Here is a 26939-nt window from a genome sequence, read left to right as displayed (position 1 = left end):
GTACGTGAGGCCGTCCCCAGATGATGGGGGCGGCCTTACGGCGTTATCACCCCAGTAGTCAGGGAGGTTGCGAGCCAATGGCGCTCGATCCGTCATTCATCGGTCATACGTACCCGCCCACCGACCCGTATGAGGTCGGCCGGGAAAAGATCCGGGAATTCGCCGAGGCGATCGGTGATCCGAATCCCGTGTACACCGACACCGAAGCGGCCAAGGCGCTCGGTCACCCCGAGGTGATCGCCCCGCCGACCTTTGTGTTCGCGATCACTTTCCAGGCCGCGGGCCAGGTGATCGAGGACCCGCAACTCGGCCTGGACTACAGCCGCGTGGTGCACGGCGACCAGAAATTCGCCTACACCCGCCCCGTACGCGCCGGTGACCGGCTCACGGTCACCTCCACCATCGAAGCGATCAAGACGTTGGCCGGAAACGACATCATCGACATCCGCGGCGACGTCCACGACGAGAACGGCGAACACGTCGTGACTGCGGCCACCAAGCTCGTCGCCCGCGCCGTCGAGGAGGCGTCCTGACATGACCGCGAAGATCTCCTACGACGACGTCGAGGTCGGCACCGAACTCCCGGCGCAGTCCTTCCCGGTGACCCGCGCCACCCTCGTCCGCTACGCGGGCGCCTCCGGCGACTTCAACCCGATCCACTGGAACGAGAAGTTCGCCAAGGAAGTCGGGCTGCCGGACGTCATCGCACACGGCATGTTCACCATGGCCGAGGCGGCCCGCGTCGTCACCGACTGGGCCGGTGACCCGGCGGCCGTCGCCGAGTACGGCGTCCGCTTCACCAAGCCCGTCGTCGTCCCCAACGATGACACCGGTGCGGTCATCGAGGTCAGCGGCAAGGTCGCGGCCAAGCTCGACGACGAGGCCCGTACCGTCCGCGTCGACCTCACCGCGATGAGCGGCGGCCAGAAGGTGCTGGGCATGTCCCGCGCCGTGGTCCGCCTCGCCTGACCGGACATCCCTACGGGGGCGGCCCGGCGGACGGCGCCGGGCCGTCCCCGTACCCTTGGGCGCGTGCAGGAACGCCACGAGGAACACCAAGCCCCGCTCGCACCGCTGACCACCTTCCGGCTCGGCGGCCCGGCGAACCGACTGATCACGGCCGTCACGGACGACGAGGTGATCGCCGCAGTCCGGGACGCCGACGCCGCCGGGGCGCCGCTGCTGATCATCGGCGGCGGCTCCAACCTCGTCATCGGCGACAAGGGCTTCGACGGCACCGCCCTGCGCATCGCGACCCGCGGCTTCGCCCTCGACGGCACCCGCCTGGAACTCGCCGCCGGTGAGAACTGGTCCGACGCCGTCGCCCGCACCGTCGAGGCCGGTCTCGCCGGTGTCGAATGCCTCGCCGGGATCCCCGGCTCGGCCGGTGCCACCCCGATCCAGAACGTCGGCGCGTACGGCCAGGAGGTCTCCGCGACGATCACCGAGGTCGTCGCCTACGACCGGCGCGCCGAGGAGACGGTCACCCTCACCAACGCCGAGTGCGCCTTCTCCTACCGGCACAGCCGCTTCAAGGCGGAGCCGGACCGCTACGTCGTGCTGCGCGTCCGCTTCGCCCTGGAGGACGCGGGCGGGCTCTCCGCGCCGCTGAAGTACCCCGAGACGGCCCGGGTGCTCGGCGTCGAGGCAGGCCAGCGCGTCCCCGCGGCGACCGCCCGCGCCACCGTTCTCGCGCTGCGCGCCGGTAAGGGCATGGTCCTGGACGCGGACGATCACGACACCTGGTCCGCCGGTTCCTTCTTCACCAACCCCGTCCTCACCGAGGCCGAGCACACCGCGTTCGTCGCCCGCGTCCACGACCGCCTCGGCCCGGACACCGCCCCGCCCGCCTTCCCTGCGGGCGACGGCCGGGTGAAGACCTCCGCGGCCTGGCTGATCGACAAGGCCGGCTTCCCCAAGGGCTACGGCACCGGCCCCGCCCGCATCTCCACCAAGCACACCCTCGCCCTCACCAACCGCGGCGAGGCCACCACCGAGGACCTGCTGGCCCTCGCCCGCGAGGTCCGCGACGGCGTCCACGCGGCCTTCGGCGTCACCCTCGTCAACGAGCCGGTGACGGTGGGCGTCAGCCTCTGAGGCGGACCGTCGGCGGCTCCGGGGGAGCCGGGGCCGCCCCCGGGCGCGCCCGGGGCCGGGAGCCCGGCCACGACGTCCGGGACGTCCGGAACCGCCGCGTCCGCAAGGCGCCGCCGCGCCCCGGCCCCCTCAGCCCGCCAGCCACCCGTCGATCCCCGCCAGCAGCCGCTCCCGCTCCGGCTGCGGCGCCCGCGAACCGCGTACCGACTGCCGGGCCAGCTCCGCCAACTCCGCGTCCGTGAAGCCGTGCGTGCGCCGCGCGATGTCGTACTGTGCGGCCAGCCGCGAGCCGAACAGCAGCGGATCGTCGGCGCCCAGCGCCACCGGCACCCCGGCCGCGAAGAGTGTCCGCAGCGGCACGTCCTCCTGCTTCTCGTACACCCCCAGCGCCACATTGGACGCCGGGCACACCTCGCACGTCACCCCGCGCTCCGCCAGCCGCCGCAGCAGCACCGGGTCCTCCGCGGCGCGCACCCCGTGGCCGACCCGCCCGGCGTGCAGATCGTCCAGGCAGTCCCGCACGCTCGCCGGGCCCGACAGCTCCCCGCCGTGCGGCGTCGCCAGCAGCCCGCCCTCCCGCGCGATGGCGAAGGCGCGGTCGAAGTCCCGTGCGAAACCACGGCGTTCGTCGTTGGACAGCCCGAACCCGATGACGCCCCGATCGGCATAGCGCACCGCGAGCCGGGCCAGCGTCCGGGCGTCCAGCGGATGCTTCATGCGGTTCGCGGCGATCACCACCCGCATCCCCAGCCCGGTCTCCTGCGAGGCGGCGCGCACCGCGTCCAGGATGATCTCCAGCGCCGGGATCAGCCCGCCCAGCCGCGGTGCGTACGACGTCGGGTCGACCTGGATCTCCAGCCAGCCCGACCCGTCGGCGACGTCCTCCTGGGCGGCCTCGCGCACCAGCCGCTGGATGTCCTCGGGGGCCCGCAGACACGACCGGGCGATGTCGTACAGCCGCTGGAAGCGGAACCAGCCGCGTTCGTCCGTCGCCCGCAGCCGCGGCGGCTCCCCGCCGCGCAGCGCCTCGGGCAGATGGACGCCGTACTTGTCGGCCAGCTCCAACAGGGTCGTGCTCCGCATCGACCCCGTGAAGTGCAGGTGCAGATGGGCCTTCGGCAGCTGACGCACGTCACGAACGCTCTCCATTCACCGATCTTGCCGCACGGACCCGCCACGCCGGTAGCCCGGTCCCCGAACGAGCTGACCGGGGAAAACGCGTACGGGCCACCGGGAAGCCCCGATGGCCCGTACGGACGGCATCCGCGCAGCTACCGCGCGCCCGCCAGCAGCTCCTGGATCCGCGTGACGCCCTCGGCCAGGTCGTCGTCGCCGAGCGCGTACGACAGCCGCAGATAGCCGGGGGTGCCGAACGCCTCGCCCGGGACGACCGCGACCTCCGCCTCCTCCAGGATCAGCTCCGCCAGCTCCGTGCTGCTGCCCGGCCGCCGCCCGCGGATCTCCTTGCCCAGCAGCCCCTTCACCGACGGATACGCGTAGAACGCGCCCTCCGGCTCCGGGCACACCACACCGTCGATCTCGTTCAGCATCCGCACGATGGTGCGGCGCCGCCGGTCGAAGGCGGTCCGCATCGCGTCGACGGCCGTCAGATCGCCGGTCACCGCGGCGACCGCCGCCGCCTGCGAGACGTTCGCGACGTTGGACGTGGCGTGCGACTGGAGGTTGGTCGCCGCCTTGACGATGTCCTTCGGCCCGAGCATCCACCCCACCCGCCAGCCGGTCATCGCATATGTCTTGGCCACGCCGTTGACCACCACGCACCGGTCCCGCAGCTCCGGGACGACCACCGGCAGCGAGCAGAACTCCGCGTCGCCGTAGACCAGATGCTCGTAGATCTCGTCGGTCAGCACCCACAGCCCGTGCCGCGCCGCCCAGCGGCCGATCGCCTCGACCTGTTCACGCGGGTACACCGCGCCGGTCGGGTTCGACGGCGAGACGAACACCAGCACCTTGGTGCGCTCCGTGCGGGCCGCCTCCAACTGCTCGACGCCCACCCGGTACCCGGTCGTCTCATCGGCCACCACCGGTACGGGGATGCCCCCGGCCAGCCGGATCGACTCCGGGTACGTCGTCCAGTACGGCGCCGGGATGATCACCTCGTCGCCCGGGTCGAGCAGCGCGGCGAACGCCTCGTAGATCGCCTGCTTGCCGCCGTTGGTGACCAGGACCTCGGCCGGTTCGACCACATACCCCGAATCGCGGCGCGTCTTCGCGACGATCGCCGACTTCAGCTCTGGCAGCCCGCCGGCCGGGCTGTAGCGGTGGTACTTCGGCATGCGGCAGGCGGCGACGGCCGCCTCCACGATGTAGTCGGGCGTGGGGAAGTCGGGCTCCCCGGCGCCGAACCCGATCACCGGGCGGCCGGCGGCCCGCAGGGCCTTGGCCTTGGCGTCGACGGCGAGCGTGGCGGACTCGGAGATGGCCCCGACGCGGGCGGACACGCGGCGGATCCCGCCCGCGGCGCCGGTCGGTTCTGAGGGGGGTACAGCGCTCATGACGGCATCGTCGCAGACCTCCGATCGCCCCGGCGCGGGGCTCCACCGGCACTGCCCGGGACGTTTCTGTTCGACGCCCGGCCTCGGAACACGTACACTCGCTCACCGTTGGCTCCCAACCGGGCAGCGTGTTCCACGCACTTGGTGCGCCGGACACATGAGGTAGGTTGGGGGACGCACAAAGGGTCGTAGCTCAATTGGTAGAGCACTGGTCTCCAAAACCAGCGGTTGGGGGTTCAAGTCCCTCCGGCCCTGCTACACGCACTTCTTCACCGCTGTGCGTGCACGCGTACGTACTGAAATGCACCGCCGTGCGGCCGGGCCGGACGCTGTACGGCCACGACCCGGATTCAGGTGAGGACGAGTGACGGACGCCCTGGGCTCCATCGACATGCCTGAGCGTGGTCGTTCCGAGGACGACACCGCGGAATCCAAGAAGAAGCCCCGCCGCGGCGGTAAACGCGGCAAGAAGGGCCCGCTCGCGCGTATGGCGCTCTTCTACCGCCAGATCGTCGCGGAGCTCCGCAAGGTCGTCTGGCCCTCCCGCAGCCAGCTGTCGACGTACACCACCGTGGTGATCGTCTTCGTCGTCATCATCATCGGTCTCGTAACCGTGATTGACTTGGGAATCAACCGAGTCGTCGGGTACGTCTTCGGCTGATCCCGCGGAGGGCACCTCAGCGGGGTGCCCTTTCGCATGTTCAACCCCTTGAAGCCAGGAAGAAGCAGCCACGTGTCTGACCCGAACCTGAACGACGCCGCCGAGCCCGTCACGGCCGCAGAGGCCGACGTGGACGCGGCCGTCCCGGCCGAGGTCGAGGGCGACGCTGCCGCCGTCTCCGATGGCGAGGGCGCCGTCGACATCGTCGAGAACGCCGACGGCGCAGACGAGATCGACGCCGAGGACACCGAGGCCGGTGAGCCCGCCGAATCCGCCGCCGCCGTCGACGTCGACGGCGAGGACGAGGAGGCCGAGAACGCCGCCGAGGTTGAGGACGCCGCCGAGGCCGAGGAGGAGCCGGTCGACCCGGTCACCGCCCTCCGCGACGAGCTGCGCGGTCTGCCCGGTGAGTGGTACGTCATCCACACCTACGCGGGCTACGAGAAGCGCGTGAAGGCCAACCTGGAGCAGCGCGCCGTCTCGCTCAACGTCGAGGACTTCATCTACCAGGCTGAGGTCCCCGAGGAAGAGATCGTCCAGATCAAGAACGGCGAGCGCAAGAACGTCCGCCAGAACAAGCTCCCGGGCTACGTGCTCGTGCGCATGGACCTGACGAACGAGTCCTGGGGCGTCGTCCGCAACACCCCCGGTGTCACCGGCTTCGTCGGCAACGCCTACGACCCGTACCCGCTGACGCTGGACGAGATCGTCAAGATGCTCGCCCCGGAGGCCGAGGAGAAGGCCGCCAAGGAAGCCGCCGCGGCCGAGGGCAAGCCCGCGCCGCAGCGCAGGGTCGAGGTCCAGGTGCTGGACTTCGAGGTGGGCGACTCCGTCACCGTCACCGACGGCCCGTTCGCGACGCTGCAGGCCACGATCAACGAGATCAACGCCGACTCGAAGAAGGTCAAGGGCCTCGTCGAGATCTTCGGCCGCGAGACCCCGGTCGAGCTGAGTTTCGACCAGATCCAGAAGAACTGACGCTCTTCCGGACCCCCGCTTCCGAACAGGTCAGACCGGCTGTCGCAGCCGGTCTGACCTGCTCGGTTTTTGGCCGCACGACCCTACCCGTTATCGTGGTGCGGTATGCCTCCATCCGGATGACCGGATGGCATGGCGAAAAACCTCTCACTAGGACCCGGAGAGAGCATGCCTCCCAAGAAGAAGAAGGTCACGGGGCTCATCAAGCTCCAGATCAGCGCCGGCGCCGCGAACCCGGCTCCGCCGGTCGGCCCCGCGCTGGGCCAGCACGGCGTGAACATCATGGAGTTCTGCAAGGCCTACAACGCCGCGACCGAGTCGCAGCGCGGCATGGTCGTGCCGGTGGAGATCACGGTCTACGAGGACCGTTCCTTCACCTTCGTGACCAAGACCCCGCCGGCCGCGAAGCTGATCCTCAAGGCCGCTGGTGTGGACAAGGGCTCCGGCGAGCCCCACACCAAGAAGGTCGCGAAGATCACCGACGCCCAGGTGCGCGAGATCGCCACGACCAAGATGCCCGACCTCAACGCCAACGACCTGGACGCCGCCGCGAAGATCATCGCGGGCACCGCCCGGTCCATGGGCGTCACGGTCGAGGGCTGACCAGCTCGTACCGGCGTACTCGCCACCCGTGGCAGGGCCAGGCGCTGGCCCGCACCACGACTCCATCCTCCGCGCGGTGAAAGCCGCACGGTCGCATCTGTTCAGGAGCAGCAGTGAAGCGCAGCAAGACTCTTCGCAACGCGGACGCGAAGATCGACCGGGAGCGTCTGTACGCCCCGCTCGAGGCCGTCCGTATCGCCAAGGACACCTCGTCCGCCAAGTTCGACGCGACCGTCGAGGTCGCCATGCGTCTGGGTGTCGACCCGCGCAAGGCCGACCAGATGGTCCGTGGCACCGTGAACCTCCCGCACGGCACCGGTAAGACCGCCCGGGTCCTGGTCTTCGCGACCGGCGACCGTGCTGCGGCCGCGGAAGCCGCGGGCGCCGACATCGTCGGCTCCGACGAACTGATCGACGAGGTCTCCAAGGGCCGTCTGGACTTCGACGCCGTCGTCGCCACCCCGGACCTCATGGGCAAGGTCGGCCGCCTCGGCCGCGTGCTCGGTCCCCGTGGTCTGATGCCGAACCCGAAGACCGGCACCGTCACCCCGGATGTCGCCAAGGCTGTCACCGAGATCAAGGGCGGCAAGATCGAGTTCCGCGTGGACAAGCACGCGAACCTCCACTTCATCATCGGCAAGGCCTCCTTCGACGAGACCAAGCTGGTGGAGAACTACGCCGCGGCGCTTGAGGAGATCAACCGTCTCAAGCCGTCCGCCGCGAAGGGCCGCTACATCAAGAAGGCGACCATCACCACCACGGTGGGCCCCGGCATCCCGCTGGACGCCAACCGCACCCGCAACCTCCTTGTCGAGGACGAGGCCGTCTGATCCGAGTGATCGACGTGCTCTAGCGCGCGCAGCATGACGCAGGCCCCGCCGTCCGGTTCCGGATGGCGGGGCCTGTCGCGTGCGGTGTCGGTGGGCTGCATTAGAGTCACCACCGCATTCCGCACAGCGATTCAAGGGGGAGCCTCAGATGCGTAGCACGCGAATCACCGCCGCGGTGGCGGGGGTTGTTCTGCTGGTGGGCGGTCTCAGCGCCTGTAACGACGGTTCCAAGGCGTCCGGCAGCGGCGGCGGGGGCAGCGACGCGGCGGGCGGCGACAAGGCGCCCCAGGGCCCGGTCGAGGCCCTTAAGGCGGCCAAGGAGGCCACCGCGGCCAAGAACTCCGCGAAGTTCGACGGCACGACGGAGACCACCACCTCCAACGGCCGGTTCAAGCAGACCACCAAGGGCGGTCTCGACTGGTCGCAGGGTATGCAGATGAACGTCGAGAACACCCTGACCGGCGACAAGAGCCCCACGGGCGGCAAGCCCATCAAGGCGCTCTACACCCAGGACGCGGTCTACATGAACGCGGGCGCGGCCATGCCCGGCGCGGGCGGCAAGCCGTGGGTCAAGTACTCCTACGAGGCGCTGTCGAAGCAGATGGGCGCGTCCGGCACGGCGGTCAAGGACGTCCTCGACAACGCCAACCCGAGCCAGCCGATCGATGTGCTGATCGCCTCCGGCACCGCCAAGGTCGTCGGCAAGGAGAAGGTGAACGGCGTCGAGGCGACGCACTACACCGGCACCGTCACCATGGCCGACCTGAGCAAGAACCTCGGCAAGGAGATCCGCGACGCCGTCCAGAAGCAGCTGGAGCAGGGCGGGGCGAAGAGCGAGAAGCTCGACCTCTGGATCGACGGTGACAACCTCCTGGTGAAGAAGGAGGAGCACGTCGCCGGCAAGATGCCCACCGACGCCACGGCGTTCTACTCCGACTACGGCACCAAGGTCTCCGTCGAGGCGCCGCCGGCGAGTCAGACGATGACCGCTCCCGCCGCCTGACCGAGGCGCGGAACCGCAGGCGAGGGGCGTTGCGGCGCCCCTCGCGGCGGATTTGCCTGAGCGTGGGCCGTTCGCGTACCGTACCGAGGAAGCCAAAGACCGCTGGTTGTCTCTGCGCGTCCTTTCCCGGACGTGTGGTGGCCGAAGGATCCGCTAGCTGCGGACGGCCTGCGCAGGTATGTGTGGATGAACTCCCGGACGCTCCGTCGTACGGTCGAGTCACGCCCCGTGCACCTGCGCCGGGGCGTTTGTTTTGCCCAGCCCCTTCTGCGCGGTCCTCATCACCCGGAAGGAGGCCGAGGCTCATGGCAAGTCCCGACAAGGTCGCAGCTGTCGAGGAGATCACGGACAAGTTCCGTAACTCCAACGCTGCTGTCGTCACCGCGTACACCGGACTTACCGTCGCGCAGATCAAGGATCTGCGTCGTTCGCTCGGTGACAACGCTCAGTACCGTGTGGTGAAGAACACGCTGACCAAGATCGCGGCCCAGGAGGCCGGGATCTCCGTGCTGGACGAGCACCTTCAGGGCTCGACGGCCGTCGCCTTCGTCACCGGTGACCCGGTCGAGGCGGCGAAGGGTCTTCGTGACTTCGCCAAGGAGAACCAGAACCTCGTCATCAAGGGTGGTGTCTTCGAAGGGAAGGCACTGTCCGCCGATGACATCAAGAAGCTTGCGGACCTCGAGTCCCGCGAGGTTCTGCTCAGCAAGCTGGCCGGTGCCTTCAAGGGGAAGCAGTCGCAGGCTGCCTCCGTCTTCCAGGCGCTGCCGTCGAAGCTCGTCCGCACCGTGGACGCGCTCCGTGCCCAGCAGGCCGAGCAGGGCGGTGCCGAGTAATTCGGCTCGCACATTGGCGGCTTCCGTCTAGGCGTGCCTAGGCGGAGCGGCCACAGCGGGCCCGACGTACGCCCGCCTCACATGTACATCCGGCACCAGCCGAATAGTGGAAGGACCGCCACCATGGCGAAGCTCAGCCAGGAAGACCTGCTCGCGCAGTTCGAAGAGATGACCCTCATCGAGCTCTCCGAGTTCGTGAAGGCGTTCGAGGACAAGTTCGACGTCACCGCCGCCGCTGCCGCGCCGGTCGTCGTCGCCGGTGCCGCTGGTGGCGCCGCCGCCGAGGCCGTCGAGGAGCAGGACGAGTTCGACGTCATCCTCACCGGTGCCGGCGACAAGAAGATCCAGGTCATCAAGGTCGTGCGTGAGCTGACCTCCCTGGGTCTGAAGGAGGCCAAGGACCTCGTGGACGGCACCCCGAAGCCGGTCCTGGAGAAGGTCGACAAGGCTGCCGCCGAGAAGGCCGCCGAGGCCCTCAAGGGTGCCGGCGCCTCCGTCGAGGTCAAGTAACCTCACTGAGTCTCCGACTCACGTCCTGAGCGCCCTCGTGGCGTAGCTGGACCAGCGAAGGGCGATCACCCAAGCGGGTGGTCGCCCTTCGGCGTGCTCGTCACGGCTGCGGCGCCCCGCCCGACGTGCGAGTATGGTGATCTTCGTCGTCCGGACGTCGGCCGTGTGACGTTCCCGCCGGGGCAGGGGGCCTTGACGAACCGCACGCGGCGCGCAATTCTCGGGACGCGATGCAGAAGCGATCCGCGCTCCGAGGCATGGATCGCGAACGAAGAGGGAAGCATCGAGGTGCGCCTCAGGCGCGGGGCTTTCGGCAGGCGCAGGGCTTTGGAAGCACGGCAGAACAACGAGGGGTCCCTCCGCTGCGGAGGTATCACCTCCCGGAGGGAGAAGAGCGGTATCACGGCGTTGAACCGGTCTTCCGGAAACTCGCTCTGGACATCAGTGGGCCAAGTGGCTACACTGACCCTTTGCGCTGCCTGTTAGCTGCTCCCTGCCCGTCACCAGGGGCATACCCGAAGTCGAACATCACTGATTGAGCGGCCCTGACCTGGGCTTTCCCTCAGTCTGTTCCTCTCGGGGCCGGTACGCGCGTAGTGAGTCCGAGCCCTCGGAAGGACCCCCTCTTGGCCGCCTCGCGCAACGCCTCGACTGCCAATACGAACAACGGCGACAGCACCGCCCCGCTGCGCATCTCCTTTGCGAAGATCAAGGAGCCCCTCGGGGTTCCGAACCTCCTTGCGCTGCAGACCGAAAGCTTCGACTGGCTGCTCGGCAATGCCGCATGGAAGGGTCGCGTCGAGGCTGCGCTGGAGAGTGGGCAGGAAGTTCCCACCAAGTCCGGTCTGGAAGAGATCTTCGAAGAGATCTCCCCGATCGAGGACTTCTCCGGGTCGATGTCGCTGACGTTCCGCGACCACCGCTTCGAGCCCCCGAAGAACAGCATCGACGAGTGCAAGGAGCGCGACTTCACGTACGCGGCTCCGCTCTTCGTCACCGCCGAGTTCACCAACAACGAGACCGGCGAGATCAAGTCCCAGACGGTCTTCATGGGCGACTTTCCGCTCATGACCAACAAGGGCACCTTCTGCATCAACGGCACCGAGCGTGTCGTCGTCTCGCAGCTGGTCCGCTCGCCGGGCGTCTACTTCGACAGCTCCATCGACAAGACGTCCGACAAGGACATCTTCTCCGCCAAGGTCATCCCGTCCCGCGGTGCCTGGCTGGAGCTGGAGATCGACAAGCGCGACATGGTCGGTGTGCGCATCGACCGTAAGCGCAAGCAGTCCGTGACCGTCCTGCTCAAGGCGCTCGGTTGGACGACCGAGCAGATCCTTGAGGAGTTCGGCGAGTACGAGTCCATGCGCGCCACCCTGGAGAAGGACCACACCCAGGGCCAGGACGACGCGCTGCTCGACATCTACCGCAAGCTGCGTCCGGGCGAGCCGCCGACCCGTGAGGCCGCGCAGACGCTGCTGGAGAACCTCTACTTCAACCCGAAGCGCTACGACCTCGCGAAGGTCGGCCGCTACAAGGTCAACAAGAAGCTCGGTGGCGACGAGCCGCTCGACGCCGGTGTGCTGACCACCGACGACGTCATCGCCACGATCAAGTACCTGGTGAAGCTGCACGCCGGGGAGACCGAGACGCTCGGTGAGTCGGGCCGGACGATCGTCGTCGAGACCGACGACATCGACCACTTCGGCAACCGCCGCCTGCGCAACGTCGGCGAGCTGATCCAGAACCAGGTCCGTACGGGTCTCGCCCGTATGGAGCGCGTCGTGCGTGAGCGCATGACCACCCAGGACGTCGAGGCGATCACGCCGCAGACCCTGATCAACATCCGGCCGGTCGTCGCCTCCATCAAGGAGTTCTTCGGCACCAGCCAGCTGTCGCAGTTCATGGACCAGACGAACCCGCTGTCGGGTCTGACCCACAAGCGCCGTCTGTCCGCGCTGGGCCCCGGCGGTCTCTCCCGTGAGCGGGCCGGCCTGGACGTCCGTGACGTGCACCCCTCGCACTACGGCCGCATGTGCCCGATCGAGACGCCCGAAGGCCCGAACATCGGTCTGATCGGTTCGCTCGCGTCGTACGGCCGGGTCAACGTCTTCGGCTTCATCGAGACGCCGTACCGCAAGGTCGTCGACGGCCAGGTCACGGAGGAGGTGGACTACCTCACCGCGGATGAGGAGGACCGCTTCCTGATCGCGCAGGCCAACGCCAAGCTGACCGACGACATGCGTTTCGCCGAGCAGCGTGTGCTGGTCCGCCGCCGTGGCGGCGAGGTCGACCTCGTCCCCGCCGACGAGGTGGACTTCATGGACGTCTCGCCGCGCCAGATGGTGTCGGCCGCGACCGCCATGATTCCGTTCCTGGAGCACGACGACGCCAACCGCGCGCTCATGGGATCGAACATGATGCGCCAGGCCGTTCCGCTGATCAAGGCGGAGTCGCCGCTGGTCGGCACCGGCATGGAGTACCGCTGCGCGGTCGACGCCGGTGACGTCATCAAGGCGGAGAAGGACGGTGTGGTCCAGGAGGTCTCCGCGGACTACATCACCGTCGCCAACGACGACGGCACGTACAACACGTACCGCGTCGCCAAGTTCACCCGCTCCAACCAGGGCACCTCCTTCAACCAGAAGGTCGTCGTGGATGAGGGCGCGCGGGTGATCGAGGGCCAGGTCCTCGCCGACGGTCCGTCCACGGACGAAGGCGAGATGGCGCTCGGCAAGAACCTGCTCGTGGCGTTCATGCCGTGGGAGGGTCACAACTACGAGGACGCGATCATCCTGTCGCAGCGCCTCGTGCAGGACGACGTCCTCTCCTCGATCCACATCGAGGAGCACGAGGTCGACGCCCGTGACACCAAGCTCGGCCCGGAGGAGATCACCCGGGACATCCCGAATGTCTCCGAGGAGGTGCTCTCCGACCTCGACGAGCGCGGCATCATCCGCATCGGTGCCGAGGTCGTCGCCGGCGACATCCTCGTCGGCAAGGTCACGCCCAAGGGTGAGACCGAGCTGACCCCCGAGGAGCGCCTGCTCCGCGCGATCTTCGGTGAGAAGGCGCGCGAGGTCCGTGACACCTCGCTGAAGGTGCCGCACGGCGAGATCGGCAAGGTCATCGGCGTCCGCGTCTTCGACCGCGAGGAGGGCGACGAACTGCCCCCGGGCGTGAACCAGCTGGTCCGCGTCTACGTCGCGCAGAAGCGCAAGATCACCGACGGTGACAAGCTCGCCGGCCGCCACGGCAACAAGGGCGTCATCTCGAAGATCCTGCCGGTCGAGGACATGCCGTTCCTGGAGGACGGCACCCCGGTCGACATCATCCTCAACCCGCTGGGTGTCCCGTCCCGAATGAACCCGGGACAGGTCCTGGAGATCCACCTCGGCTGGCTCGCCAGCCAGGGCTGGAAGGTCGAGGGCGCCGAGGAGGAGTGGAAGAAGCGTCTGCACGCGATCTCCGCCGACGAGGTCGCCCCCGGCTCCAACGTCGCCACCCCGGTGTTCGACGGTGCGCGCGAGGACGAGATCTCCGGTCTCTTCGACTCGACGATCCCGAACCGCGACGGCGAGCGCATGGTGAAGGGCTCCGGCAAGGCGCGGATGTTCGACGGCCGCTCCGGTGAGCCGTTCCCGGACCCGATCTCGATCGGGTACATGTACATCCTCAAGCTGCACCACCTGGTCGACGACAAGCTCCACGCCCGCTCGACCGGTCCGTACTCGATGATCACCCAGCAGCCGCTGGGTGGTAAGGCCCAGTTCGGTGGCCAGCGCTTCGGTGAGATGGAGGTGTGGGCGCTGGAGGCGTACGGCGCCGCGTACGCACTCCAGGAACTGCTCACGATCAAGTCCGACGACGTCACCGGCCGCGTGAAGGTCTACGAGGCCATCGTCAAGGGCGAGAACATCCCCGAGCCCGGCATTCCCGAGTCCTTCAAGGTGCTCATCAAGGAAATGCAGTCGCTCTGCCTCAACGTGGAGGTGCTGTCCTCGGACGGCATGTCCATCGAGATGCGCGACACCGACGAGGACGTCTTCCGCGCGGCGGAAGAGCTCGGTATCGACCTGTCCCGGCGAGAGCCGAGCAGCGTCGAAGAGGTCTGACGGGTCTGGCCGGGGCCTCCCAGCGAGGTCCCGGCCAACCCCGGACCCCGTCAGACCAAGATTGAGACTCGTCCCTGACAGCAACAATTGTCGGGGCAACCCCCGAAGGTGGGATTGACGACAGTGCTCGACGTCAACTTCTTCGACGAGCTGCGGATCGGCCTCGCCACCGCTGACGACATCCGTCAGTGGTCGCACGGTGAGGTCAAGAAGCCGGAGACCATCAACTACCGCACCCTCAAGCCCGAAAAGGACGGACTCTTCTGCGAGAAGATCTTCGGTCCGACGCGGGACTGGGAGTGCTACTGCGGTAAGTACAAGCGCGTCCGCTTCAAGGGCATCATCTGCGAGCGCTGCGGCGTCGAGGTCACTCGCGCCAAGGTGCGTCGTGAGCGGATGGGCCACATCGAGCTGGCCGCTCCCGTGACCCACATCTGGTACTTCAAGGGCGTTCCGAGCCGGCTGGGCTACCTGCTGGACCTCGCGCCGAAGGACCTTGAGAAGGTCATCTACTTCGCCGCCTACATGATCACCTGGGTGGACGAGGAGCGCCGTACGCGCGACCTGCCCTCGCTGGAGGCACACGTCTCCGTCGAGCGTCAGCAGATCGAGCAGCGCCGCGACTCCGACCTGGAGGCCCGCGCCAAGAAGCTCGAGACCGACCTGGCCGAGCTGGAGGCCGAGGGCGCCAAGGCCGATGTGCGCCGCAAGGTGCGCGAGGGCGCCGAGCGTGAGATGAAGCAGCTGCGCGACCGCGCGCAGCGCGAGATCGACCGTCTCGACGAGGTCTGGAACCGCTTCAAGAACCTCAAGGTCCAGGACCTGGAGGGCGACGAGCTGCTCTACCGCGAGCTGCGTGACCGCTTCGGCACGTACTTCGACGGTTCCATGGGCGCCGCCTCGCTGCAGAAGCGCCTGGAGACCTTCGACCTCGACGAGGAGGCCGAGCGCCTCCGCGAGATCATCCGTACCGGCAAGGGCCAGAAGAAGACCCGTGCGCTCAAGCGCCTCAAGGTCGTCTCCGCGTTCCTGCAGACCCGCAACAGCCCCAAGGGCATGGTGCTGGACTGCATCCCGGTCATCCCGCCGGACCTGCGTCCGATGGTGCAGCTGGACGGTGGCCGCTTCGCGACCTCCGACCTCAACGACCTGTACCGCCGCGTGATCAACCGCAACAACCGCCTGAAGCGGCTTCTCGACCTCGGCGCGCCCGAGATCATCGTGAACAACGAGAAGCGCATGCTCCAGGAGGCCGTCGACGCGCTCTTCGACAACGGCCGTCGTGGCCGCCCGGTGACGGGCCCCGGCAACCGTCCGCTGAAGTCGCTGTCCGACATGCTCAAGGGCAAGCAGGGCCGCTTCCGTCAGAACCTGCTCGGTAAGCGAGTCGACTACTCGGCGCGTTCCGTCATCGTCGTCGGCCCGCAGCTCAAGCTGCACCAGTGCGGTCTGCCGAAGGCCATGGCGCTGGAGCTCTTCAAGCCGTTCGTGATGAAGCGCCTGGTCGACCTGAACCACGCGCAGAACATCAAGTCGGCGAAGCGGATGGTCGAGCGCGGCCGCACGGTCGTGTACGACGTCCTCGAAGAGGTCATCGCCGAGCACCCGGTTCTGCTGAACCGTGCGCCCACCCTGCACCGCCTCGGCATCCAGGCCTTCGAGCCGCAGCTGGTCGAGGGCAAGGCCATTCAGATTCACCCGCTCGTCTGCACCGCGTTCAACGCGGACTTCGACGGTGACCAGATGGCCGTCCACCTGCCGCTCTCCGCGGAGGCGCAGGCCGAGGCCCGCATCCTGATGCTGTCCTCGAACAACATCCTCAAGCCGGCCGACGGCCGTCCGGTCACCATGCCGACCCAGGACATGGTGCTGGGCCTGTTCTTCCTCACCACCGACGAGGAGGAGCGCAAGGTCATCGGTGAGGGCCGTGCGTTCGGTTCGGTCGCCGAGGCGATCATGGCGTTCGACGCCAAGGAGCTGTCGCTCCAGGCGAAGGTCGACATCCGCTTCCCGATCGGCACGGTTCCGCCCCGCGGTTGGACCCCGCCGGCACCCGAGGAGGGTGAGCCGGAGTGGCAGCAGGGTGACTCGTTCCGTCTGCGGACGACCCTGGGCCGCGCGCTCTTCAACGAGCTGCTGCCCGAGGACTACCCGTTCGTCGACTACTCGGTGGGCAAGAAGCAGCTCTCCGCGATCGTCAACGACCTCGCCGAGCGCTACCCCAAGGTCATCGTGGCGGCGACGCTCGACAACCTGAAGGCGTCCGGTTTCCACTGGGCGACCCGTTCCGGCGTCACCGTCGCCGTCTCGGACATCGTCGTCCCGGAGGCCAAGAAGGCCATCGTCGCGGGCTACGAGGCCCAGGACGAGAAGGTCCAGAAGCAGTACGAGCGCGGTCTGATCACCAAGGACGAGCGCACTCAGGAACTGATCAACATCTGGACCAAGGCGACCAACGAGGTCGCCGAGGCGATGAACGAGAACTTCCCCAAGACGAACCCCATCTTCATGATGGTTGACTCGGGTGCCCGAGGAAACATGATGCAGATGCGGCAGATCGCCGGTATGCGTGGTCTGGTGTCGAACGCGAAGAACGAGACCATCCCGCGTCCGATCAAGGCGTCGTTCCGCGAGGGCCTGTCCGTGCTGGAGTACTTCATCTCCACGCACGGTGCCCGTAAGGGTCTGGCGGACACCGCCCTGCGTACCGCCGACTCGGGTTACCTGACCCGTCGTCTGGTCGACGTCTCGCAGGACGTGATCATCCGCGAGGAGGACTGCGGCACCGAGCGCGGCCTCAAGCTGAAGATCGCGACCCGCGGCGCCGACGGCAGCCTGCGCAAGACGGACGACGTCGAGTCGAGCGTCTACGCCCGGATGCTGGCCGAGGACGTCGTCGTTGACGGCAAGGTCGTCGCCCCGGCCAACGTCGACCTCGGTGACGTGCTCATCGACGCCCTGCTCAACGCGGGCGTCGAGGAGGTCAAGACCCGCTCGGTCCTGACCTGTGAGTCGGCGGTCGGCACCTGTGCCTTCTGCTACGGCCGTTCGCTGGCCACCGGCAAGCTGGTCGACATCGGTGAGGCGGTCGGCATCATCGCCGCCCAGTCCATCGGTGAGCCCGGCACCCAGCTGACGATGCGTACCTTCCACACCGGTGGTGTGGCGGGTGACGACATCACGCTGGGTCTGCCGCGTGTCGTCGAGCTCTTCGAGGCCCGTACGCCCAAGGGTGTCGCCCCGATCTCGGAGGCGGCCGGCCGCGTCCGGATCGAGGAGACCGAGAAGACCAAGAAGGTTGTCGTCACCCCCGACGACGGCAGCGAAGAGATGGCGTACGGCGTCTCCAAGCGCGCCCGTCTGCTGGTGGGCGAGGGCGACCACGTCGAGGTCGGCCAGCCGCTCACCCTGGGTGCCATCAACCCGCACGACGTGCTGCGGATCCTCGGCCAGCGTGCCGTCCAGGTCCACCTCGTCGGCGAGGTCCAGAAGGTCTACAACAGCCAGGGCGTGGCGATCCACGACAAGCACATCGAGATCATCATCCGGCAGATGCTGCGCCGCGTGACGATCATCGAGTCCGGCGACGCGGAGCTGCTGCCGGGCGAGCTGGTGGAGCGCTCGAAGTTCGAGGGCGAGAACCGTCGTGTCGTGGCGGAGGGTGGCCACCCGGCCTCCGGCCGTCCGCAGCTGATGGGTATCACCAAGGCTTCGCTGGCGACGGAATCCTGGCTGTCGGCCGCCTCCTTCCAGGAGACGACCCGGGTGCTGACGGACGCGGCGATCAACGCCAAGTCCGACAGCCTCATCGGCCTCAAGGAGAACGTCATCATCGGTAAGCTCATCCCGGCCGGTACGGGCCTGTCCCGCTACCGCAACATCCGGGTGGAGCCGACCGAGGAGGCCAAGGCCGCGATGTACTCGGCCGTCGGTTACGACGACATCGACTACTCGCCGTTCGGCACCGGCTCCGGCCAGGCGGTCCCGCTGGAGGACTACGACTACGGTCCGTACAACCAGTAAGGGTCCGGTTCGTACGACGTCGACAGGGCGGTCATCCCGTAAGGGGTGGCCGCCCTGCGGCGTTGTTGACGCAGGCGCCACCGGTTGGGGAACTCGCGCTCCCATTGCTGCGTCTGTGATGAGAAGATGGGGATCAACTGTCGAGCGGGGGAGGATCGCGCATGGCATTCCAGCCCTGGCAGGGTGGGCAACCCGCTCAGCCGCATCAGGTACCGGCGATGCGTGCCTCGCACGCCGACCGTGAGCGTACGGTCGACGTGCTGAAGGCAGGGTTCGCCGAGGGGCGGCTCGCGCAGGGGGAGTACGAGCAGCGGATCGGGCGGGCCTACCAGGCGCAGACCCATGCCGAGCTGCAGATGCTGGTGGCGGATCTGCCGACGGGCCCGGTGCCGCAGTCGCAGTTCGAGCCGCGTCCGGTCCCGGCGACGTTCATGCCGGTCGCGCCGATGCCCGCGCCGCAGCACACCAACAGCTCCGCCACCGCCGCGCTGGTCTGCGGCATCCTGACGCCGGTGACGTGGGGGTTGACCGCGATCCCCGCGGTGATCCTCGGCCACAAGGCGCGCGCGGAGATGCGCCGCACCGGCGAGCGCGGTGAAGGCCAGGCGCTGGCCGGGGTGGTCCTGGGCTGGCTCGGTATCGGCGGCTGGGCGCTGTTCATCCTGCTCATGATGGTCGCGGTGGTCAGCCACGGCTGATCCGGCGGTTCGCGCCGGGCGGGCCGTCCGGGTGACGGGCGGGTGACATCCGTTCGGCCGTCCGGATGACGGTCCGTGAGCACTCCGTCCGGTTGCGCCCGGCGTGTCGGCCGCGGGGCATTTGTTTTGACCGGAGTCGGTGAGGTAGGTACGCTCAGACCTTGTGCCTGGGGTGTGCCCTGGCTGCCATGCGTGTCTTCAACCGTATGGGGAGCCACTACCGGCCGCGCCGCAATCTGCGCCCTTCTTCCGCCTCGCGGAGAGTGTTGCAGTGTTCGACACACCCGACCTCGTGGGTCGGTGCGTGTTCCAGGTTAGCTTTAACGTGATCGGCACACAGAAACCGGAGAAGTAGTGCCTACGATCCAGCAGCTGGTCCGTAAGGGCCGGCAGGACAAGGTCGAGAAGAACAAGACGCCCGCACTGGAGGGTTCGCCCCAGCGCCGTGGCGTCTGCACGCGTGTGTTCACGACCACCCCGAAGAAGCCGAACTCGGCCCTGCGTAAGGTCGCGCGTGTGCGTCTGACCAGCGGGATCGAGGTCACCGCTTACATTCCGGGTGAGGGCCACAACCTGCAGGAGCACTCGATCGTGCTCGTGCGTGGCGGCCGTGTGAAGGACCTGCCGGGTGTTCGGTACAAGATCATCCGCGGCTCCCTCGACACGCAGGGCGTCAAGAACCGTAAGCAGGCTCGCAGCCGCTACGGCGCCAAGAAGGAGAAGTAAGAATGCCTCGTAAGGGCCCCGCCCCGAAGCGCCCGGTCATCATCGACCCGGTCTACGGCTCTCCTCTGGTGACCTCCCTCATCAACAAGGTTCTGCTGAACGGCAAGCGCTCCACCGCTGAGCGCATCGTTTACGGCGCCATGGAGGGTCTGCGCGAGAAGACCGGTAACGACCCGGTCATCACGCTCAAGCGCGCGCTCGAGAACATCAAGCCGACCCTTGAGGTCAAGTCCCGCCGTGTCGGTGGCGCGACCTACCAGGTCCCGGTCGAGGTCAAGCCCGGCCGCGCCGCCACCCTCTCGCTCCGCTGGCTCGTGGGCTACTCCCGCGCCCGTCGCGAGAAGACCATGACCGAGCGCCTCATGAACGAACTGCTCGACGCCTCCAACGGCCTCGGCGCTTCGGTCAAGAAGCGTGAGGACACGCACAAGATGGCCGAGTCCAACAAGGCCTTCGCGCACTACCGCTGGTAGCCGCAACCCCCATCGAGACCGAGAGAAGACTGAGCCGATATGGCTACCACTTCGCTTGACCTGGCCAAGGTCCGCAACATCGGGATCATGGCCCACATCGACGCGGGCAAGACGACCACCACCGAGCGGATCCTGTTCTACACCGGTGTCTCGTACAAGATCGGTGAAGTCCACGACGGCGCTGCCACGATGGACTGGATGGAGCAGGAGCAGGAGCGCGGCATCACCATCACGTCCGCCGCGACGACCTGCCACTGGCCGCTGGAGGACGTCGACCACACGATCAACATCATCGACACCCCGGGGCACGTCGACTTCACCGTTGAGGTGGAGCGCTCCCTGCGCGTGCTCGACGGTGCCGTGACCGTGTTCGACGGCGTCGCCGGTGTCGAGCCCCAGTCCGAGACTGTCTGGCGTCAGGCGGACCGCTACGGCGTTCCGCGTATCTGCTTCGTCAACAAGCTCGACCGCACCGGCGCCGACTTCCTGCGCTGCGTCGACATGATCGTGGACCGCCTGGGCGCGGTGCCGATCGTGATGCAGCTGCCGATCGGTGCCGAGGCGGACTTCCAGGGCGTCATCGACCTGGTCCGCATGAAGGCCCTGGTCTACTCCGCCGAGGCGGCCAAGGGCGAGATGTACGACGTCCTCGACATCCCGGCCGACAAGGTCGAGCTCGCCGAGGAGTACCGCGGCAAGCTGATCGAGGCCGTCGCCGAGAACGACGAAGAGATCATGGAGCTGTACCTGGAGGGCGAGGAGCCCACCGAGGAGCAGCTGTACGCCGCGATCCGTCGTATCACGATCGCCGCCGGCAAGGCCGAGAACACCACCGTCACCCCGGTGTTCTGCGGTACCGCGTTCAAGAACAAGGGCGTGCAGCCCCTGCTCGACGCCGTGGTCCGTTACCTGCCGTCGCCGCTCGACGTCGAGGCCATCGAGGGCCACGCGGTCAACGACTCCGAGCAGGTCGTCACCCGCAAGCCCTCCGAGGACGAGCCGCTCGCGGCGCTGGCGTTCAAGATCGCCAGCGACCCGCACCTGGGCAAGCTCACCTTCATCCGTGTGTACTCGGGCCGCCTTGAGGCCGGCTCGCAGGTGCAGAACTCGGTGAAGGGCAAGAAGGAACGCATCGGCAAGATCTACCGGATGCACGCGAACAAGCGTGAGGAGATCGACTCGGTGGGTGCCGGTGACATCGTCGCCGTCATGGGTCTGAAGCAGACCACCACCGGTGAGACCCTCTGCGACGCGGGCAACCCCGTGATCCTGGAGTCGATGGAGTTCCCGGCCCCGGTCATCCAGGTCGCCATTGAGCCCAAGTCCAAGGGCGACCAGGAAAAGCTGGGTGTCGCCATCCAGCGTCTCGCCGAGGAAGACCCCTCGTTCCAGGTGCACACCGACGAGGAGACCGGCCAGACCATCATCGCGGGTATGGGCGAGCTGCACCTCGATGTGCTGGTCGACCGTATGAAGCGTGAGTTCCGCGTCGAGGCCAACGTCGGTAAGCCGCAGGTCGCGTACCGCGAGACGCTGCGCAAGCCGGTGGAGCGCCTGGACTACACGCACAAGAAGCAGACCGGTGGTTCCGGTCAGTTCGCGAAGGTCCAGATCGCCATCGCGCCGCTCGAGGGCGACGGGTACGAGTTCGAGAACAAGGTCACCGGTGGCCGCATCCCGCGGGAGTACATCCCGTCCGTGGACGCGGGCTGCCAGGAGGCCATGGAGTTCGGCGTGCTCGCCGGCTACCCGCTGACCGGCGTCAAGGTCACCCTTCTCGACGGTGCCTACCACGAGGTCGACTCCTCCGAGATGGCCTTCAAGATCGCCGGTTCGATGGCCTTCAAGGAGGCCGCCCGCAAGGCCAGCCCGGCCCTGCTGGAGCCGATGATGAAGGTCGAGGTGACGACGCCCGAGGACTACATGGGTGACGTCATCGGCGACATCAACTCCCGTCGCGGTCAGATCCAGTCCATGGAGGACCGCCACGGCGCCAAGCTCGTCACGGGCCTGGTTCCGCTGTCGGAGATGTTCGGCTACGTCGGCGACCTCCGCAGCAAGACCTCGGGTCGCGCAAGCTACTCGATGCAGTTCGACTCCTACGCCGAGGTTCCCCGGAACGTCGCCGAGGAGATCATCGCGAAGGCCAAGGGCGAGTAGCTCCGCCAGCCGGAACACGCTTTAGGCTTGACACCGTCCGCCGGGGCAAACCCCGCAATCCGTGAGGATTGCCCCGGCGGCCGGCATCCCAGCAAAGATCACCTGGCGCCGATGAGTAAGGCGTACAGAACCACTTCAGGAGGACCCAGTGGCGAAGGCGAAGTTCGAGCGGACTAAGCCGCACGTCAACATCGGCACCATCGGTCACATTGACCACGGTAAGACGACCCTCACGGCCGCCATTACCAAGGTGCTGCACGACGAGTACCCCGACCTGAACGAGGCCTCGGCCTTCGACCAGATCGACAAGGCTCCCGAGGAGCGTCAGCGCGGTATCACGATCTCGATCGCGCACGTCGAGTACCAGACGGAGAGCCGTCACTACGCCCACGTCGACTGCCCCGGTCACGCGGACTACATCAAGAACATGATCACCGGTGCCGCCCAGATGGACGGCGCGATCCTCGTGGTCGCCGCGACCGATGGTCCGATGCCGCAGACCAAGGAGCACGTGCTCCTGGCCCGCCAGGTCGGCGTTCCCTACATCGTTGTCGCCCTGAACAAGGCCGACATGGTGGACGACGAGGAGATCCTGGAGCTCGTCGAGCTCGAGGTCCGTGAGCTCCTCTCCGAGTACGAGTTCCCGGGCGACGACGTCCCGGTCGTCAAGGTCTCGGCGCTGAAGGCGCTTGAGGGCGACCCCGAGTGGGCCAAGTCCGTCGTGGACCTGATGAAGGCCGTCGACGAGGCGATCCCGCAGCCCGAGCGCGACGTCGACAAGCCGTTCCTGATGCCGATCGAGGACGTCTTCACGATCACCGGCCGTGGCACCGTTGTCACCGGTCGTATCGAGCGTGGTGTCCTCAAGGTCAACGAGACCGTCGACATCATCGGCATCAAGCAGGACAAGACCACCACCACGGTCACCGGCATCGAGATGTTCCGGAAGCTCCTCGACGAGGGCCAGGCCGGTGAGAACGTCGGTCTGCTCCTCCGCGGCATCAAGCGCGAGGACGTCGAGCGCGGCCAGGTCATCATCAAGCCGGGCTCGGTCACGCCGCACACCTCCTTCGAGGCGCAGGCGTACATCCTGTCGAAGGACGAGGGTGGCCGCCACACCCCGTTCTTCAACAACTACCGCCCGCAGTTCTACTTCCGTACCACGGACGTGACCGGCGTCGTGACCCTCCCCGAGGGCACCGAGATGGTCATGCCGGGCGACAACACCGAGATGAGCGTCGAGCTCATCCAGCCCGTCGCCATGGAGGAGGGCCTGAAGTTCGCCATCCGTGAGGGTGGCCGGACCGTCGGCGCCGGCCAGGTCACCAAGATCAACAAGTAAGTGTTGATCGGGGTGACCCGGTAGCTCCCTGCGAGCATTCGAGCCTCGGCTCACGGAGGCGCCCGTACGGCTTCGGCTGTACGGGCGCTTTCCGCTGCCCGGAATCGGGCCGGACGGCGCGCTCCGGGGGTGCGGCCGGGGCCGGATGGCGCGCCCGGAGGCGCGGTGGCAGGTGTAAGTGATCGTCGGGTGGGATAGCCTCTAAGGCTCGATTGGCCTCGGCCCTGAGCTGTGTGGCACACTGTCCAGGTTGCTCGGTTGAGTGCCGATGTTGCGCGCCTCCCGCCGGGGGGACCGGAAGCGAGTCCTAGGTATTCGTCGCCTCTTATCAGGGGCGGAAGTACGGGAATCTTCCGGGAAGCGTCAGCGGGGTGCCTCAGTCAGGCGCTCGGTGGGTGTTCCGCCCCCACGTCTCCTTCTCGAAGGATTTCCGTACGGAAATTTCTCCGATGGGAGTGCGACACGCCCGACCGCGTGGGTCGGAGGCGGGACGCGTACGCACCGAGTCCCAGAGCGTTACGAGAGACAGGACTACGAAGTAGCCATGGCGGGACAGAAGATCCGCATCCGGCTCAAGGCCTACGACCACGAGGTCATCGACAGCTCGGCGAAGAAGATCGTCGAGACGGTGACCCGCACTGGTGCGTCGGTCGCAGGCCCGGTGCCGCTGCCCACTGAGAAGAACGTGTACTGCGTCATCAAGTCGCCGCACAAGTACAAGGACTCGCGCGAGCACTTCGAGATGCGCACGCACAAGCGCCTGATCGACATCCTCGACCCGACGCCCAAGACCGTTGACTCGCTGATGCGCCTGGACCTTCCGGCCGGCGTTGACATCGAGATCAAGCTCTGAGAGGCGCGGAAGAGATGGCTAAGCAGATCAAGGGCATCCTGGGCGAGAAGCTCGGCATGACCCAGGTCTGGGACGACAACAACCGTGTCGTTCCGGTGACCGTGGTGAAGGCCGGCCCCTGTGTCGTTACCCAGGTGCGCACCAATGACCAGGACGGCTACGACTCCGTCCAGATCGCCTTTGGCGAGATCGACCCGCGCAAGGTGAACAAGCCCCTCAAGGGCCACTTCGCGAAGGCCGACGTCACCCCCCGCCGTCACCTCGTCGAGGTCCGTACCACCGACGCCGGTGAGTACACCCTCGGCCAGGAGCTGACCGCTGAGACCTTCGAGTCCGGCGTCAAGGTGGACGTGACCGGCAAGAGCAAGGGCAAGGGCTTCGCCGGCGTCATGAAGCGTCACGGCTTCCACGGCGGCAAGGCTTCCCACGGTGCCCACCGCGTGCACCGTAAGCCGGGCTCCATCGGTGGCTGCGCCACCCCGGGCCGCGTGTTCAAGGGCATGCGGATGGCCGGTCGTATGGGCAACGAGCGGGTCACCACCCAGAACCTGACCGTCCATGCCGTTGACGCGGAGAAGGGTCTGCTGCTCATCAAGGGCGCAGTTCCTGGTCCGAACGGCGGCCTCGTCCTGGTCCGTACCGCGGCCAAGGGGGCCTGAGGTAACCGATGAGCACCATTGACATCCTTTCGCCGGCAGGCGACAAGGCCGGGACCGTCGAGCTCCCCGCGGAGATCTTCGACGCGAAGGTCAGCATTCCGCTGATCCACCAGGTCGTTGTCGCGCAGCTGGCCGCTGCCCGTCAGGGCACGCACAAGACCAAGACCCGTGGCGAGGTCCGCGGCGGTGGCAAGAAGCCGTACCGCCAGAAGGGCACCGGCCGCGCGCGCCAGGGTTCGACCCGTGCGCCGCAGTTCGCCGGCGGTGGCGTCGTCCACGGCCCGCAGCCGCGTGACTACTCGCAGCGGACGCCCAAGAAGATGAAGGCCGCCGCCCTGCGCGGTGCCCTCTCCGACCGGGCGCGCAACAGCCGTATCCACGTCGTCTCCGGCGTGGTCGACGGCGCGATCTCCACCAAGGCCGCCAAGGGTCTCCTCGGCAAGGTCAGCGAGCGGAAGAACCTGCTCCTGGTCGTCGAGCGCTCCGACGAGGCCGCGTGGCTGTCCGCCCGCAACCTGCCCCAGGTTCACATCCTGGAGCCGGGCCAGCTGAACACGTACGACGTGCTCGTCTCGGACGACGTGGTCTTCACCACGGCCGCTTTCGAGTCCTTCGTGTCTGGCCCCAAGGCCGATGAGACCGAAGGGAGCGACGCCTGATGACTGAGGCCGTCGTCACCAGCAAGACCTTCTCGGACCCGCGCGACATTCTCGTCAAGCCGGTTGTCTCGGAGAAGAGCTACGCGCTGCTGGACGAGAACAAGTACACGTTCGTCGTCGACCCGCGCGCCAACAAGACCCAGATCAAGCAGGCCGTCGAGGCGGTCTTCTCGGTCAAGGTCACCGGGGTCAACACGATCAACCGGCAGGGTAAGCGCAAGCGCACCAAGACCGGTTTCGGCAAGCGCGCTGACACCAAGCGCGCCATCGTGACCCTCGCCGAGGGCGACCGTATCGACATCTTCGGCGGCCCGACCTCCTGACGGAGGTCGAGTCGTCCGGAATCGGACGAGGACTGAGAAATGGGTATCCGCAAGTACAAGCCGACGACCCCGGGCCGTCGTGGCTCCAGCGTCGCCGACTTTGTCGAGATCACGCGGTCCACGCCGGAGAAGTCGCTGGTCCGCCCGCTGCACAGCAAGGGCGGCCGTAACAACGCCGGTCGTGTGACCGTTCGCCACCAGGGTGGTGGCCACAAGCGCGCCTACCGAGTGATCGACTTCCGTCGTCACGACAAGGACGGCGTGCCGGCCAAGGTCGCGCACATCGAGTACGACCCCAACCGCACCGCGCGCATCGCGCTGCTGCACTACGCAGACGGCGAGAAGCGCTACATCATCGCGCCCCGTGGCCTGTCGCAGGGTGACCGGATTGAGAACGGCCCCGGCGCCGACATCAAGCCCGGTAACAACCTGCCGCTGCGCCACATCCCCGTGGGTACGACGATCCACGCGATCGAGCTGCGTCCGGGCGGCGGTGCGAAGTTCGCCCGCTCGGCCGGTGCCTCCGTGCAGCTGCTGGCGCGGGAGGGCTCCATGGCCCACCTGCGTATGCCCTCCGGTGAGATCCGCCTGGTCGACGTCCGCTGCCGCGCCACTGTTGGCGAGGTCGGCAACGCCGAGCAGTCGAACATCAACTGGGGCAAGGCCGGCCGTATGCGCTGGAAGGGCGTCCGCCCGACCGTGCGTGGTGTCGTGATGAACCCCGTCGACCACCCGCACGGTGGTGGTGAGGGCAAGACCTCCGGTGGTCGCCACCCGGTCTCGCCGTGGGGTCAGAAGGAGGGTCGTACGCGTTCGCCGAAGAAGGCTTCGAACAAGTACATCGTCCGCCGCCGCAAGACGAACAAGAAGCGCTAGG

At 67.5% G+C, this 26939-nt stretch carries 24 protein-coding genes and 1 tRNA gene; 23 read left to right on the top strand and 2 right to left on the bottom strand.

Translation table 11 applies throughout. From position 1 onward, the window contains the following. Positions 1-77 precede the first annotated feature (77 nt). From OG422_RS13110 to OG422_RS13100, 3 genes are all read left to right on the top strand, one after another. Positions 78-533 (top strand): MaoC family dehydratase N-terminal domain-containing protein, encoded by a 456-nt coding sequence (locus OG422_RS13110; protein WP_143940018.1) that lies wholly within the window; start codon positions 78-80, stop codon positions 531-533. A gap of 1 nt (position 534) precedes the next feature. Then, entirely contained in the window at positions 535-969 is a 435-nt protein-coding gene (locus OG422_RS13105; RefSeq protein WP_405742864.1) for a MaoC family dehydratase, read from the top strand. Between the two features lie 63 nt (positions 970-1032). Then, a complete protein-coding gene (locus tag OG422_RS13100; protein WP_405742862.1) occupies positions 1033-2097 on the top strand; it encodes a UDP-N-acetylmuramate dehydrogenase in 1065 nt (354 codons plus the stop codon). A 129-nt stretch (positions 2098-2226) separates the two neighbouring features. Here the strand turns inward: OG422_RS13100 and OG422_RS13095 are convergent, their stop codons facing one another. Continuing rightward, on the bottom strand, positions 2227-3246 hold the full coding sequence (locus OG422_RS13095) for an adenosine deaminase (RefSeq protein WP_143940021.1): 1020 nt from the start codon (positions 3244-3246) through the stop codon (positions 2227-2229). Positions 3247-3368: 122 nt separating this feature from the next. Further along, the gene (locus tag OG422_RS13090; RefSeq protein ID WP_405742860.1) at positions 3369-4613 is read right to left on the bottom strand and encodes a pyridoxal phosphate-dependent aminotransferase; all 1245 of its coding nucleotides are present in this window, start codon (positions 4611-4613) and stop codon (positions 3369-3371) included. 182 nt (positions 4614-4795) lie between these two features. Here OG422_RS13090 and OG422_RS13085 point away from each other — a divergent pair. The 20 genes from OG422_RS13085 to rplB all read left to right on the top strand — a co-directional run bounded on the left by OG422_RS13085 (position 4796) and on the right by rplB (position 26938). After that, positions 4796-4868, top strand: a tRNA-Trp gene (locus OG422_RS13085). Between the two features lie 109 nt (positions 4869-4977). Continuing rightward, positions 4978-5274 carry a preprotein translocase subunit SecE gene (secE, locus tag OG422_RS13080; protein WP_143940023.1) on the top strand — a complete coding sequence of 99 codons (297 nt, stop codon included), beginning with the start codon at positions 4978-4980 and terminating at the stop codon, positions 5272-5274. Positions 5275-5346: 72 nt separating this feature from the next. Continuing rightward, on the top strand, positions 5347-6252 hold the full coding sequence (nusG, locus tag OG422_RS13075; RefSeq protein ID WP_405742858.1) for a transcription termination/antitermination protein NusG: 906 nt from the start codon (positions 5347-5349) through the stop codon (positions 6250-6252). A gap of 168 nt (positions 6253-6420) precedes the next feature. Further along, positions 6421-6855: a 50S ribosomal protein L11 gene (rplK, locus tag OG422_RS13070; protein WP_143940025.1), complete on the top strand. Its 435-nt coding sequence runs from the start codon at positions 6421-6423 to the stop codon at positions 6853-6855. A 113-nt stretch (positions 6856-6968) separates the two neighbouring features. Continuing rightward, entirely contained in the window at positions 6969-7685 is a 717-nt protein-coding gene (rplA, locus tag OG422_RS13065; RefSeq protein WP_143940026.1) for a 50S ribosomal protein L1, read from the top strand. 148 nt (positions 7686-7833) lie between these two features. Continuing rightward, on the top strand, positions 7834-8688 hold the full coding sequence (locus OG422_RS13060) for a hypothetical protein (RefSeq protein WP_405742855.1): 855 nt from the start codon (positions 7834-7836) through the stop codon (positions 8686-8688). A 305-nt stretch (positions 8689-8993) separates the two neighbouring features. Continuing rightward, on the top strand, positions 8994-9524 hold the full coding sequence (gene rplJ, locus OG422_RS13055) for a 50S ribosomal protein L10 (RefSeq protein ID WP_143940028.1): 531 nt from the start codon (positions 8994-8996) through the stop codon (positions 9522-9524). 123 nt (positions 9525-9647) lie between these two features. Continuing rightward, positions 9648-10034 (top strand): 50S ribosomal protein L7/L12, encoded by a 387-nt coding sequence (rplL, locus tag OG422_RS13050; protein ID WP_143940029.1) that lies wholly within the window; start codon positions 9648-9650, stop codon positions 10032-10034. A gap of 626 nt (positions 10035-10660) precedes the next feature. Beyond that, positions 10661-14146, top strand: coding sequence for a DNA-directed RNA polymerase subunit beta (rpoB, locus tag OG422_RS13045; RefSeq protein WP_143940030.1), 3486 nt, complete (start codon positions 10661-10663; stop codon positions 14144-14146). Positions 14147-14269: 123 nt separating this feature from the next. After that, on the top strand, positions 14270-18169 hold the full coding sequence (locus tag OG422_RS13040; RefSeq protein WP_143940057.1) for a DNA-directed RNA polymerase subunit beta': 3900 nt from the start codon (positions 14270-14272) through the stop codon (positions 18167-18169). A gap of 218 nt (positions 18170-18387) precedes the next feature. Then, complete coding sequence (locus OG422_RS13035) at positions 18388-18867, top strand: DUF1707 and DUF4190 domain-containing protein (protein WP_405747765.1); 480 nt, start codon at positions 18388-18390, stop codon at positions 18865-18867. A 354-nt stretch (positions 18868-19221) separates the two neighbouring features. Further along, positions 19222-19593 carry a 30S ribosomal protein S12 gene (gene rpsL, locus OG422_RS13030; RefSeq protein WP_003948652.1) on the top strand — a complete coding sequence of 124 codons (372 nt, stop codon included), beginning with the start codon at positions 19222-19224 and terminating at the stop codon, positions 19591-19593. A 2-nt stretch (positions 19594-19595) separates the two neighbouring features. Further along, complete coding sequence (rpsG, locus tag OG422_RS13025; protein ID WP_004571813.1) at positions 19596-20066, top strand: 30S ribosomal protein S7; 471 nt, start codon at positions 19596-19598, stop codon at positions 20064-20066. A gap of 39 nt (positions 20067-20105) precedes the next feature. Then, positions 20106-22226, top strand: a complete 2121-nt coding sequence (gene fusA, locus OG422_RS13020; protein ID WP_143940031.1) for an elongation factor G — start codon at positions 20106-20108, stop codon at positions 22224-22226. Between the two features lie 148 nt (positions 22227-22374). Continuing rightward, positions 22375-23568 carry an elongation factor Tu gene (gene tuf / locus OG422_RS13015; RefSeq protein ID WP_143940032.1) on the top strand — a complete coding sequence of 398 codons (1194 nt, stop codon included), beginning with the start codon at positions 22375-22377 and terminating at the stop codon, positions 23566-23568. Positions 23569-24112: 544 nt separating this feature from the next. Further along, positions 24113-24421, top strand: a complete 309-nt coding sequence (gene rpsJ / locus OG422_RS13010; RefSeq protein WP_003948644.1) for a 30S ribosomal protein S10 — start codon at positions 24113-24115, stop codon at positions 24419-24421. 14 nt (positions 24422-24435) lie between these two features. Next, positions 24436-25080 carry a 50S ribosomal protein L3 gene (gene rplC, locus OG422_RS13005; protein ID WP_030283457.1) on the top strand — a complete coding sequence of 215 codons (645 nt, stop codon included), beginning with the start codon at positions 24436-24438 and terminating at the stop codon, positions 25078-25080. Positions 25081-25088: 8 nt separating this feature from the next. Beyond that, positions 25089-25739: a 50S ribosomal protein L4 gene (rplD, locus tag OG422_RS13000; RefSeq protein WP_143940033.1), complete on the top strand. Its 651-nt coding sequence runs from the start codon at positions 25089-25091 to the stop codon at positions 25737-25739. Next, the gene (rplW, locus tag OG422_RS12995) at positions 25739-26062 is read left to right on the top strand and encodes a 50S ribosomal protein L23 (RefSeq protein ID WP_143940034.1); all 324 of its coding nucleotides are present in this window, start codon (positions 25739-25741) and stop codon (positions 26060-26062) included. Before rplD ends, rplW begins: the two co-directional genes overlap by 1 nt. Positions 26063-26101: 39 nt before the next feature. Further along, the gene (rplB, locus tag OG422_RS12990; protein ID WP_030283452.1) at positions 26102-26938 is read left to right on the top strand and encodes a 50S ribosomal protein L2; all 837 of its coding nucleotides are present in this window, start codon (positions 26102-26104) and stop codon (positions 26936-26938) included. The last annotated feature ends 1 nt before the right edge of the window (position 26939 follow it).

The sequence above is a fragment of the Streptomyces sp. NBC_01525 genome, assembly GCF_045040405.1.
GTDB lineage: Bacteria > Actinomycetota > Actinomycetes > Streptomycetales > Streptomycetaceae > Streptomyces > Streptomyces benahoarensis.
The sequence above is the reverse complement of the archived record's forward strand: the minus strand, read 5'-3'. Positions and strand labels throughout refer to the sequence as shown.